Raw genomic sequence first — 13016 nt, 5'->3', positions numbered from 1 at the left:
TCATCCGTGGTGAAATACTTTTGTAATCGTGTTAAGGTAGCCTCATCATCACGTCCGAAAAATTGAAAGATTGCGTCGATCCTGTCGGGGACGGCCGTCCAAGGAGTGGTCCATGCCGGTAACTCTCATTGCCGATCGGGAAATACCCAATGCCTACTCTCACGATGATGTCATTGGCACCATTCGAAGCTTTCACGGTCGACTTCAAGCCAACTGGTTACCTTGTGATGGACGCGAGCTGACCATCGAGCATTGCCTGGGGTTGTTTGCCGTCGTCGGGGCCCAATACGGGGGCGATGGGGTGGAGTCGTTTCGACTGCCCCGCATCGAAGGACCGGTGGTCTTCGCGATCTGTATCGACGGATTCTTCCCGGTGAAAGGACGACCGGTTTCGTCGTGGAAGCACGCGAGCCGGATGGTCGAACACATTCGAATGCAGGCGGCGGCCCACACCGAGGCCTACATGCGGCAGCATGATCCGTTCTATCGGTTCCCCAATGCCGCCGACCTGGACGAGGAGTGGTTGAAGAATCAGACTTGGGCCATGTGCGAGGCCTACGGTCGGGGAGACGATCCGCTTCGGCCTTTCGAGCGAAGCGAGAACCTGGATCCCAAGTGGCTGGAGATGCAGGTTCAGTCCCTCAACGATGGCTACAGCCGTGGCGAGAATCCCTTTTTCCAGCATCCTCATATGGACAGTCTCGACCCGGCGTGGCTGGAAAAGCAGGTGACCGTTCTCCAGGACGCCTACGCCCGGGGCGAAGATCCAAAGGGCCACCATGTTCATTCGGACGATCTGCATCCGGAGTGGTTGGAAAAGCAGGTGAACGTTCTCCAAGATGCCTACGCTCGCGGGGACGACCCGATGCGCAGCCATACGCGTTCGGACGACCTGGATCCGGAGTGGCTGGCAAATCAGGTACAGGTCATGAAGGACGCCTATGCCCGAGGTGACGATCCAATGGCTCGCCCGTCCCGGGTGGACGAGCTCGATCCCGCGTTTCTGGAGGAGCGGGTTCGCGAAATGAAGGAATTGTGTAAAGTCGAGGCCGCCCCGAGCGAGGAGACCCCTGCGGCCGAGGCCGCTCCGGCGGAGAAACCCGCCGAGGCCAAGCCCAAAAAACCGGCGGCCAGGAGCAAAGCCAAAGCCGCGACGCCCAAGCGGGCCGCCACCAAGAAGGAACCGGCCGGCCAGGCCAAGCGGGCTCCCCGGCGTCGCAAGAAGACGGAGGAAGGGGAGGACTGAGTCGAACGGACCCGTTTCCCGGTATAATGTTCCTGTCGAGGTGCCTCGCGCACCCGAAGAGACAGGAGGGATCTGTATGGCCATTGGTGAGTTGACGGTCGACGAGTTGATCGAGAATTTTGAACTGTTTGACGATTGGGAAGACCGTTACCGCTACCTCATCGACCTGGGACGGAAGCTGCCCGATTTCCCCGAATCCGAAAAAAACGACATCAACAAGGTGGAAGGCTGCATCAGTCAGGTGTGGATGATCACACGCATGCGGGGGGAGAGCCCATCGGTGGTGGACATTTGCGCCGATAGCGATGCGCACATCGTCAAGGGCCTGATCGGCGTGTTGTTGACGCTGTTTTCGGGCAAGGAACCCGGTTTCATTCTCCAAACCGATATCAACGACCTTTTCGACAGACTCGAGCTGGGATCGCATTTGAGCGTCAATCGCCGCAACGGCTTCTACTCCATGGTCGAGCGGATCAAGGCCTTCGCCGCCGCCAACGCCGCCTAAGGAGATCGCGGCTTTCGCGGTAGATCGGGTTCTCCTCCGCACCATTCGGCCCGTTGATGCGGCACCATTTTCGCCCCGTGCTTTTGTGCTATGATGGCTGGTTTTTGTTCGGAACTTGTTGCACGGAGGACCCGACTTCATGAAATCGGCCGAAATCAGAGAACGATTTTTAGCTTTTTTTGAGCGTCACGGACATCAGCGCGTTGCTTCTTCGTCGCTGATTCCGGCAAACGATCCCACCTTGCTTTTCGCCAACGCGGGGATGAATCAATTCAAGGACGCCTTTCTCGGTCGTGAAGATCGCGGTTACCGCACTGCCTGCAGTTCACAAAAATGCGTGCGCGCCGGCGGCAAGCACAACGATTTGGAGAACGTGGGATACACGGCCCGCCACCACACGTTTTTCGAGATGCTCGGGAACTTCTCCTTTGGCGATTATTTCAAGGAAGAGGCGATCGAACTGTCCTGGCAGTTTCTGACCGTGGACCTGGGCATTCCCACCGATCGTCTCTACGTCACGGTGTTCCGCGACGACGACGAAGCCTTCGCCATCTGGCGCGACAAGGTCGGCGTTCCCGCGGATCGCATCTTCCGTTTCGACGAAAAGGATAATTTCTGGTCCATGGGTGATACCGGTCCCTGTGGACCCTGCTCCGAAATCTTCTACGACTACCGCGAAATGGTGCCCGGTCCGGCCGATCCCTTCGAAGCCATCGAGTCGGGTTCCGACAAGGTCGTCGAGATCTGGAACCTGGTGTTCATGCAGTTCGATCGCGACGAGAAGGGCGACCTGAATCCATTGCCCAATCCCAGCATCGACACCGGCATGGGCCTGGAACGGATCGCGTCGGTCATGCAGGGCGTTTCGAGCAACTATCAGACGGATCTGTTCCAGGACATCATGAACCCGGTCGCCGCGAATCTCGGCCTGGAAATGGGTCGCGAAGCCTCGGTCGACGCCGCGCTGCGGGTCATCGCCGATCACTTGCGCGCCATGACCTTCCTGATCGCCGATGGGGTGCGTCCCTCCAACGAGGGCCGCGGCTACGTGTTGCGGCGCATCATGCGTCGCGCCATGGTCTTCGGCAAGAACGTGGGCCAGGAAGGGCCCTTCCTCCACCGCCAGGTGGGCGTGGTCGTCGACAAGATGAAGGATATCTACCCCAACCTGGATCAGGAGCGTCCCCAGATCCAACTGCTGGTCGAAGTCGAAGAGAAGCAATTCGAGCGCACCATCCGCAATGGCCTGCCGGTGCTGGAAAAGTACCTGGATCGCTTCGTGGCCGAGGGTCGCGAACAGGTGCCCGGCGACGTGATGTACCACATCTACGAAACGTTCGGTTTCCCTATCGACCTGATGGAAGATGTGGCCCGCGACCGCAAACTGGGTCTGGATCACGCGGGTTATCGCGAGGTGCTCGCCGCTCAGGGCAGCGACGCCAAGAAGCCGGCGCAGGCCAAGGTCCATCCCCAGCTATTGGCCGATGCCGAGCGATTTGAAACGGAGATGACCTGCCATGCGGGCTTGAAGGGTTCGGGCACGCTCAAACGGATACTGGTGGGCGACGCCCCGGTGGAGGATCTCGAAGCCGGTCACGAAGCCGTACTGGTGTTGGATCGTACTTCCTTCTACGCCGAAAGCGGCGGCCAGATCGGTGACCGCGGTATGATTCGCGGCGGGGATGCGGTGTTCGAAGTCGAAGAAACGACCAAGGTGCTCGACAAGCTGGTGCTGCACAAGGGCAAACTGGTCGAGGGCCGCCTGGCTATCGGAGCCGAACTGAGTACCGAGGTGGATCCCGCGTTCCGTCGCGACACCATGAAGAACCACACGGCCACTCACTTGCTGCACCAGGCCCTGCGCGAGGTGCTGGGACTGCACGTCCGTCAGGCAGGGAGTTTGGTGGATCCCGAAAAGCTGAGGTTCGATTTCAACCATTTCGCGCCGATGACGAACGAGGAGATCGAGTGGGTCGAGGACCTGGTGAACCGCGAAATCCTCGCCGACACGCGCGTGGCAACCGCGGTCATGGCCCAGCAGGATGCGATGGAGAGTGGTGCCATCGCCTTTTTTGGCGACAAGTACGGCGATACCGTGCGGGTCGTCAGCGTGGGTGATTACTCCAAGGAATTCTGCGGCGGCACCCACGTAGGGGCCACCGGCGAAATCGGTTGTCTCAAGATCGTCAGCGAACGCGGCCTGGCCAGCGGCGTCCGCCGCCTGATCGCCTTGACCGGACCGCGTGCGTTCCAACGCTTCCGCGAATCGGAAACGCTGCTGCGCGAGGCGGGCGATCGTTTCTTTCTCAAGCGCGACCAATTCCTTTCCGGCTTGGAGAGAATGGTCGAAGAAAAACGCGCCCTCGAACAAAAGGTCGAAGAGCTCAAGATGAAGCTGGCCAAGGGCGGCGCAAGCGACGAACGCACCGAATCGGTGGGCGATTTCAAGGTACTGATCAAGCGCGTCAGCGAAGTCAGCGGTGGTCAACTGCGCCAACTCTCCGACGAGCTGCTTCAACGCATCAAGGATGGTGTGGTGTTGCTGGCCGCCGAGGCCGACGGCAAGGCCCAATTGCTGGTGAAGACCAATCGCAAGGATGTGCACGCCGGTAATTTGGTGCGCGAAATGGCCGCACTCGTAGGCGGAAAAGGCGGTGGCCGGCCCGATATGGCCATGGCCGGCGGCAAGGATACCGGAAAAATCGACGAAGCCCTGGAAAAGGGGCTGAGTTTGTTGCGAGCCTGATCCGCCCACCGAGGGACTTGCCTCTGGTTTATGCAAGGGGCTGTAAAAAAGAGGCTTTTCAAGGAAATGACGGTGTGGAAGGCGTGGTTCGTCGGTATGTGGGACGCGCCGTCCGTGCCGCGCTGTTCGCCCTGTGAGGCGTTCCTCACGCGGGGTTCGCCGTCTCTGCATCCCGAATCGTGTATAATGGAGCCTCGCGTCTCCGAGACGTGGTCGATCGCCGATTTGACCTTTTTTCATTTCTGCCGATGAGGTTGAAACCACGCCATTTCGATGAGGGAGTCCACTTTGAAAAAGCTGGCCATTTGCTGTATATGGAGCCTGACTGCCTTCCTGGTTCTGCAACCTTCGGCTTTCGCCCAAAAACTCTATGCCTACAAGAACGCCGACGGGCGTTTGGTAATCACCGACAAACCGGTGGAAAAGTCCAAAAAGAGAAAATACAAGCTGGTCGACACCTTCGTGCCGAAAACGGTTCGGGCCAAGGAAGCCGCCCAGGTCAGGGCGCGTCGCAGTAAGGGCAAGAGCCTGTCGCACGAGCAGCTCGAGGGCCTGGTGTTTCCGATCGCCAAGTCGATGTCCGTCGACCCCGACCTCGTTTACGCGGTGATTCAGGTGGAATCGGCCGCCAATATCAAGGCCCTCAGCAGCAAGGGGGCGATCGGGCTCATGCAGTTGATGCCTTTCACGGCCGAACGCTTCGGTGTGACCAATCCCTGGGATCCGCGCCAGAACATCCGCGGCGGCATTTCCTATTTGCGCTACCTGCTGAGCTATTTCGAAGGCGATGTGGATTTGGTCCTGGCGGCCTACAACGCCGGAGAGAATGCCGTGGACAAATACGGCGGCATTCCGCCCTACAAGGAAACCAAACGGTACGTCAAAAAGGTGCGCAGATACTACGAACAGAAGAGCCATCCCTACGACAATACCGCCAAGCGCAAATCCAAACTGGTGGCGCGCAAGAGCGAAGAGCGCAAGCAGGCGAGGTTGGCCAGCGCCGAGTGAGGCGCGTCGCAGCGATAGCGAACCGAAAACGCCGGACCCGCAACGGGCCGGCGTTTTTTCGTTTGGGGTGCGCGGGACGGGGTGCCCTCTCATCGCGGGATCGCACCGCCTCGTAGCGGGGGCTGTCCTAGCCTTGGCGAAGAAAGATCATTTGCCAACGTCGGCGGAACTCGCGTTGTCTGGCGTTCGGACGGAGATGGTAGCGGGCCTCGGTACCCTGTTCCCGGTTCGGACATCCGAACGGTGGAAACGAGGTGAGCATGGTGAAGGAAGCGAGTTCGCTCGGTCTACCGGTCCCCTGACGATCGGGGAGCCAAATGTCTCATCGCCTCTGAGGTGAACGCCGCGGCGAAATACCGCCGAGGTTGGTGCCTTTTGAGGTTGTGGTTTCTCCGATTCTCCTAGGGAACCGCGGGAAACCCATTGTCATGTCGTATCGCTGACCCGAATGACGCCTTTCGCCCGTGACGGCGGCGCATTAAATGAAAATCAAATCGCGGGCTGCATCGTTGCGTTGACCGCGCCGGTTTCGGGCGGGCGATCCGGGGTGGGACTTGCCATCCGGGTCGGATGGCGCATCGAAGGCCAGGTCCTCTTGCCAAGGGGACGCGGCCGGTTGAGCATTAACGCTCTGCTTGGTAAGAATGTTACGCTTTATGTCAGTCACGCCTCTCCTTTGAAATGTTGAATCTGAATTTTGACTAATTCCATTAGTCAAACACCATTCTATCATCATTTCGGAAAGTTCCGGCAAAGGCTGCGTAAAACAGATGTCTTCCCATGGTCAAAATGGTAAGATGGCCGCTTTGCAATTTTCTGGAAGTCGTTGTTTTGGTTCGAGTTCCGCGCTGCGGCATGAAATTCACTCGAATGCGTGGGCCGCGTCTTCCGCGATTCGTTCGCGGATGTGTCCCGGCAGCGCGACCTCCGTGATGGTCCTGCTCGTCATGTCCACCAGCAGGCAAGGGCCTCCCGTGGCCACCGCGTATTCCAAGACCTGACGGCGCACGATCGCGTTGTTGATGCCGCCCAACCGCTCTTTTCTCTTGATTTCCACGATGTAATCCTTCCCGTCGCGGGCCACGAGAAGGTCCGGTGTGATGTCGAAACGGCGCCGGGCGCCGTCGATCCACAACTCGTACGAAATCCGGGGATCGGGATCGATGACGGTGTATCCCGCCCGTCTCAGCAGCTTGAGCGCGCCGCGTTCCGCCCGCAGGCCGCGGCGGCGACCGAAATACCCGCTCCAGCGGTTTTTGAGGGCGACGGCTTTCAAGGTCAGGAATACCGTCACGGCGGCAAAGAGCAGCAGGATGATGGAACCCGCGGTTGGGTTCGCCGCCAGCCATGCCAACGCATCCTGCCAGAGTTGGAAAAAGAGATCTCGGATTTCTTCGATCACGATCGTGCTTTTTTTCATACATTCCGCTCGTACCAAGGGTTTTCCTGTGCATGGTGGGCGGGAACCTGGCCCGCGTTTCCAAGGGGCGATCATGGATCGAGGGATCACATCGGCCGCGTGTGGTTCGTCCCAGCCCTAGGAACGCGAAGAAGCCTCTCGACGAGTAACTCGTTTCGGCTAAGCACTATGCTAGGATTGAAGGCGCAAACGATCAAGAGACATGACCATTTCGAATCAGGAAACTTGGGAGCCTCTCGCCTCGTGCGGGTCGGTTTCCGAAGGCGCCGATACCTGCAGGATCGGTCCACTTCTTGATTTTTTTGCCCGTTGACCGAAGGGTTAAGAGTACAGAGTGTCGGTTGCGGATTATCCATTTTATTGTTCATCCCTATTCTTGTGACAGTATCAAGGAGTACAGTTTGGCTCCAAATTTCCTCGAACAATTGATCTCCGCTGCTGGCTGTGGCTTTTTTTTGGTAGATGACGGAGGGAAGGTTCTGCTCGCGAACCCCTGGTTTGTGGAGAAAACGGGCCTGGATGAGAAAACTTGTGCCGATCGCGAACTGTATGACCTTTTGCCCCATTGGAAGGGCGGTCATCTGCAGCTCATGCTCGACGATGCGCTGGAGACGGGACAAGCTCGCTACATTCAGGGAGAGTCGCTCATCGATTGGTTTCCCGGCTCTCCGGAAACCAACCGCATTCCCGGCCTGTACCGGTTGGTCTTTCAACCGGTGAGGCGGGGAGAGGGCACGGCTTGCCTGATCCAGATCTTCCTTGCACACGGCTTGGAAGAAGTGATGAATTTTATCGGGCACGCACCGTGGCCGATGCTGATGGCCCGTGAGGGGCGCCTCATTTTCGCCAATCCGGCCGGTTTCGACCTTTTGGGATTTCCCGCGGATCAGCCGATCGAACACGTGGTGCTGACCGACCTCGTGGTCAAGGGCGAACGCCGCCGCCTCAGCGAATTGGTCGATCGCGCCGAACGCGAACCGGCGTTCGTCATGGAAGAAATCCGTTTGAGGCACAGCTCGGGGCGTCCCGTACACGTGGAGCTGATGATCGGTCCTTTGCGCGGCCACGACTGCGTACGGTTGGTATTGATTCCCCGAGACTTGAGCGGTATCAAGCAGGTCGAAAGCGGGTTGCGCGCCTCCGAATGGAAGTACCAGGCGATGATCGACTCGACCTCCGAAGGATTTTGGGTCCTGAACGCCAAGCTGGAGATCGTCGAGGTCAACCAGGCACTGTGCCGCATGCTGAAGATCGAAGCCGACAAATTGATCGGCCGTTGTGTGCTGCAACTGATGCCGGAGATGTTTCACGAGATCGTGCGTCCTCCCTTGTCGGGTGCCGACCAACAGAATCAGTGCCGACTGGAACTGGCGCTCTTGGGGGAGGGGGACCACAAGATCCACTGCGTGGTCAGCGCCACCGTGTTGCGCAACGAGGTCGATGAATTGACCGGGTCGTTCGCTTTCGTCACGGATGTGACGCCGTTGATCGAGGCGGAAACCCAAATGCACCTGGCCGCAAAGGTGTTCGAAACCACAAGCGAGGCCATTTTCGTCACCGATGCCCACAACCGGCTCGAGGCAATCAACCCGGCCTTCACCGCGGTGACCGGTTACGATGCCGACGAAGTCGTGGGGATGCGGCCCCAGTTCCTGTTCGCCGACCGTCATGCGCCCAGCTTTTTCGAACCGATTTGGCTGGCGTTGCGCGCGGGTGGCAAATGGGAGGGCGAGATTTGGTTTCGGCGCAAGAACGGGGTTCACTTTCCGGCTTGGGCCTCGTTGGTGTCGGTGGAAAACCCGACCCATCCGGAAGGGCTGCAGTACGTCGCCGTGTTCGCCGACATCACCAAGCGCAACGAGGCCGAAGAGATCATCCGGCGCCAGGCCAATTTCGACTCGCTGACCGACCTGCCCAACCGGGTCCTGTTCATGGACCGCCTGTCGAACGCGATGAAAATGGCGCGACGGAACAGTTGCCAGGTGGCGGTGATGTTCATCGACCTGGACCGGTTCAAACTGGTCAACGACACCTTGGGGCACGGCATCGGCGACCTGCTGCTCAAGGACGCGGCCAGGCGTTTGGAAGTCTGCGCCCGCGATTCCGATACCGTGGCGCGGTTGGGCGGCGACGAGTTCACCGTCATCCTTCCCGATTTGAAACAGGCGCGTCACGCGGAAATCGTGGCCGACAAGATTCTCAAACAACTGGCGCAACCCTTTTACATCGATGGGCACGAGCTGTTCATTTCGGGCAGCATCGGCATCACCATCTTCCCGCACGACGGCGACACCATTCGCGATCTGTTGAAACACGCCGACACCGCGATGTACCAGGCCAAAGAGGCGGGCCGCAACAGCTACCGGTTTTTCACCCAGGCGATGAACGCCGCGGCCGAGGAGCGAATGCGCCTGGAGCACGATCTGCGGCGTTCGCTCGACCTGGGTGAACTGCGGTTGTACTACCAGCCGATCCTCGATACGCAAACCGCCAAGATCGTGGGCTGTGAGGCCCTGTTGCGCTGGGTCCATCCCGTGCGCGAAATCGTGCCGCCCGGCAACTTCATTTCCCTGGCGGAGGAAACGGGCCTGATCATCCCCATCGGCGATTGGGTCCTGAGAACCGCCTGCATCCAGGCCCAGGCCTGGCACGAGCGCGGTATGGACCTGCACATCAGCGTCAACCTCTCCACCCGTCAATTCCGCCAACACGACTTTCGCAAAACCATCGAAGCGGCACTTCACGAGTCGGGCCTGAACCCCCGGCATCTCGTTTTGGAAATCACCGAAAGCCTCATGTTGGAGGAGACCGAACAGCTCATGCAGGATTTGCGCATCCTCACCCAGCGCGGGATCCGGTTTTCGGTGGACGATTTCGGAACCGGCTACTCGTCGCTGAGCTACCTGCGGCGCTTCCCGGCTCGGATCCTCAAAATCGAGCGCAATTTCCTGTCCCACGTGCACCACCGCAGCGACGATGCGGCGCTGGTCGAGGCAATGGTTTCCCTGGCCCACAAACTCCACATGAAGGTGGTCGCCGAGGGCGTCGAAAAGGTGGAACAGTGGGAGTTCCTCAAATCATGTGGGTGCGACTATCTGCAGGGGTTTTATTTTTCGCGGCCCGTTCCCGCCGAGCAATTCGAGGATTTCGTTCGGGAGAACCTGAAGGATTGAGCGCCGCCGCCGATTGAAGCAAATCGCGGAAAAGGTGTTCGAGTATACGGAACTCACTGGGACTTCGTCAGTAACCTTGTAGAATACAAGGCAGTTCATCTCGTATTGCGCGTCTGGCGGCCGTGTCGCTCGGACTCGAACGCCAAAGACGCCAGGAGGATTTTTCATGTACGGGTCCCTATCGATTTCGCGTTTTCCCCACTCCATCATCATGAGCGGCGGCCTGTGGGCGACGGCACTTTGCGGCCTCCTGTTCTTTTTCGGCGCTGCCGCTCGCGCCGGAGAGCCCCTGGAACTCGAGTTGGAGCAGGTGGCTACCCTGAGCAATGTCGTGCACATCGCCAACGCCGGAGACGATCGCTTGTTCCTGGTGAGGCGGAGTGGGACGATCCGCATCCTGGCCGGCGACACGGTTCTGGAAACCCCGTTTCTCGATATTCCGGTGGGGTCGGGAGGAGAACGAGGTCTCCTGAGCGCGGCCTTTCACCCCAACTACGCCCAAAACGGGTACTTTTTCGTCTACTACTCCAACTTGGCCGGTGACTCCGTCATCGCCCGGTTTCAGGTCTCGGGCGACCCGAACGTGGCCGACGAGACCAGCGAGGCCATCCTGCTGACCATCGACCAGCCGGCGAACAACCACAATGGCGGCATCATCAAATTCGGACCCGACGGGTACCTGTACATCGGCCTCGGCGATGGTGGTAACCAAAACGATCCCGATTGCGTCGCCCAGAATTTGGGATCCCCCCTCGGTAAGGTCCTGCGCATCGACGTCGACGATAATCCCGACAACCCGCCGTTCCACGGCATTCCCGCCAGCAACCCGTTCGTGGGGGTCGATGGCGCTCGGGAAGAGATCTGGGCTTTGGGCCTGCGCAACCCCTGGCGTTTCTCCTTCGATCGCCAGACTGGTGACTTCTACATTGCCGACGTGGGTCAGAACTCCCTGGAAGAAGTCAATTTCCAACCGGCGGCCAGCACCGGCGGCGAGAATTACGGTTGGGATCGCATGGAAGGGACCAACTGTTTCGAAGAGGATCCCGACTGTCCCGGCGATGCGCCGTTGTGCAACGATGCGGCCTTGACCCTACCGGTCGCCGAATATTCGCACACGATCGGATGCTCGGTTACCGGTGGTTATGTCTACCGTGGCAGCCTGGCGCCGGGCTTGGTGGGTCGCTACCTCTACACGGATTGGTGTTCGGGACGTGTCTGGGCGGCCAATCGAGTAGGCGAGAATTGGGTCGTCGAAGAGCTCACCGCCACGACGGACCTTCCCAACCTCAACCGGCCGACGACCTTCGGTGAAGATGCCGACGGCGAGCTCTACGTGCAGAGCGGCAGCGATATTTTTCGTTTTCGCGAGACCTGTCCGCCTTCACTGGTCTTTCTGTTGACCAATTGGAACCAAAACCCGGACGGCAACTGTCTGGGCGAGACGATCTCGGTGCTGTCGTTCATCCAGTTCTACAACGCACAGCCCTGAAGCGCGCGAGCCGAGCGGACCCCGCGGTCCGCTCGATTCGACGGCCTCAGTCCAAATTGATTCGTTCCACCTGGGTCCACTCCAAATAGAGCGGTTCGGCGTCTTTGGCCGAGATCACCAGCAGACCCAGATTGTCGGTGGTCACGTCGGCGGTGCCGTTCAAGGTCAATTCCAGACCGCTCTTCAACCTGACCTTCGAGTGATGGGGCGTGGGTTCCAAGGTATCCACCATTACGAAGGGAATCGAGTATTCGACCCCTTTGGTGTGCCCGTCAAGCAGCTCCCACGTTTCGCTTTCGTCGATGTCGAAGACCAGGTGGCCCTGGTGCTTTTGTCCGTTTTTGGTGGTGACGCTGCCGCGTAACCGTCCCTGCTCGGTGAACTCGTCGAAGTCGGGGCCGGTGTGGTCGACCTGTTTGAAATCCAGGCTCTTGAACTGTTCCCATTTAATTTTGACGCGGCCGTAGTCCGGGTTTTCGACCATGATGCCCTTGTTGTCGTCGTTGACGTCGTTGGTGCCGCCCAGGGTGAGCTGCTCGCCGCTGGTGCGCGTGATGCGGACCTTATTGCCCGGCACGCGCTCGATTCGGGTGAGGTCGCCCATGGGAATCGAGTGGCGTTTCCCATTGGCATCGCCGTCGAGCAGGTCGCTGCTCAGGCACTCCTCCAAATCCCACTGAATGAAACCCTCGTAGGTACCCTGATTCGTGGTGACCATGCCGTGGAGGCGGTGGATTTCGGGCCCGCCACCCTTGGGAACGGGGATGAACTCGATTTTGGCCAGGTCGCGCCAGTCCAGCTCCATTTCTCCCAATTCCTCGTCCCAGACGCGGATTTGGCCGCCGACGTCGTTGGCATAGCCGCGAACTTGGAACATGGATCCGGATTTCACGTGCACGATGGCGTCTTCGGATCCGTTGACGATGATCTGCTCGATATCGCCGAATCTGCAGGTGAAGCGACGGGAGGGGCTGAGGTTCTTGAATTCGCTACCGACCCGGACACCCAATACCTTGATGTTCTTTTTCTTGCGACGGATCTCGTCGGGGATGTGTTTGGCGTAGGGCAGCGATTCCTTGGACGAATCGAAGTGGTCGCCCCAGAAGGCTTCCTCCTTGCCCCAACGCAGCGAGCCGCGATAGATGTTGCCGGTTATCATGGTGACTTCCGCGTACAGCAGTCCCGCGCGGTTGGTCGCGCCCTTGGTCGGCTGCCCGGAACCCGATGAACTCGGCCCCGACAACAACAGTAAAATCCACATCAACGTCGCGACCTTCATCAAGCCTCCCTCACCCTCATTGTCCTGTGTTCACGTTTCTTACGCTTCCGGAAAGTAGTACGTTTGGTCGAACCGGAATGGTCGAAGTCGTTTTCAGTACCCGCATGGAGCCACCGATCATGGCGGAAAAGTGGCGAGAAGTCAACTACT

General features: G+C 59.1%; 8 protein-coding genes. 6 read left to right on the top strand and 2 right to left on the bottom strand.

Features of this window, described 5'->3' with window-relative positions:
- The first annotated feature begins 112 nt into the window (after positions 1 to 112).
- The 4 genes from J3U87_RS09685 (at position 113) to J3U87_RS09670 (ending at position 5505) form a co-directional block, all read left to right on the top strand.
- Positions 113 to 1246, top strand: coding sequence for a phage tail protein (locus J3U87_RS09685; protein WP_237382842.1), 1134 nt, complete (start codon positions 113 to 115; stop codon positions 1244 to 1246).
- A 76-nt stretch (positions 1247 to 1322) separates the two neighbouring features.
- On the top strand, positions 1323 to 1751 hold the full coding sequence (locus tag J3U87_RS09680) for a SufE family protein (RefSeq protein WP_237382841.1): 429 nt from the start codon (positions 1323 to 1325) through the stop codon (positions 1749 to 1751).
- Positions 1752 to 1890: 139 nt separating this feature from the next.
- Entirely contained in the window at positions 1891 to 4497 is a 2607-nt protein-coding gene (gene alaS, locus J3U87_RS09675; protein WP_237382840.1) for an alanine--tRNA ligase, read from the top strand.
- A gap of 288 nt (positions 4498 to 4785) precedes the next feature.
- Complete coding sequence (locus J3U87_RS09670) at positions 4786 to 5505, top strand: lytic transglycosylase domain-containing protein (protein WP_237382839.1); 720 nt, start codon at positions 4786 to 4788, stop codon at positions 5503 to 5505.
- An 862-nt stretch (positions 5506 to 6367) separates the two neighbouring features.
- Here the strand turns inward: J3U87_RS09670 and J3U87_RS09665 are convergent.
- The gene (locus tag J3U87_RS09665) at positions 6368 to 6925 is read right to left on the bottom strand and encodes a hypothetical protein (RefSeq protein ID WP_237382838.1); all 558 of its coding nucleotides are present in this window, start codon (positions 6923 to 6925) and stop codon (positions 6368 to 6370) included.
- A 401-nt stretch (positions 6926 to 7326) separates the two neighbouring features.
- On the opposite strand from J3U87_RS09665, the gene J3U87_RS09660 reads away from it, so the two are divergent.
- Positions 7327 to 10098 (top strand): EAL domain-containing protein, encoded by a 2772-nt coding sequence (locus J3U87_RS09660; RefSeq protein ID WP_237382837.1) that lies wholly within the window; start codon positions 7327 to 7329, stop codon positions 10096 to 10098.
- A 166-nt stretch (positions 10099 to 10264) separates the two neighbouring features.
- A complete protein-coding gene (locus J3U87_RS09655; RefSeq protein ID WP_237382836.1) occupies positions 10265 to 11587 on the top strand; it encodes a PQQ-dependent sugar dehydrogenase in 1323 nt (440 codons plus the stop codon).
- A 46-nt stretch (positions 11588 to 11633) separates the two neighbouring features.
- Here J3U87_RS09655 and J3U87_RS09650 read toward each other — a convergent pair whose 3' ends face one another.
- Positions 11634 to 12866, bottom strand: coding sequence for a hypothetical protein (locus J3U87_RS09650; RefSeq protein WP_237382835.1), 1233 nt, complete (start codon positions 12864 to 12866; stop codon positions 11634 to 11636).
- Between the last annotated feature and the right edge of the window lie 150 nt (positions 12867 to 13016).

This window comes from Sulfidibacter corallicola, from assembly GCF_017498545.1.
In the GTDB taxonomy this organism is placed as follows: Bacteria; Acidobacteriota; Holophagae; order Acanthopleuribacterales; family Acanthopleuribacteraceae; genus Sulfidibacter; species Sulfidibacter corallicola.
Note: the sequence above shows the minus strand (reverse complement) of the source record. Positions and strands in the feature narration are given on the sequence as shown.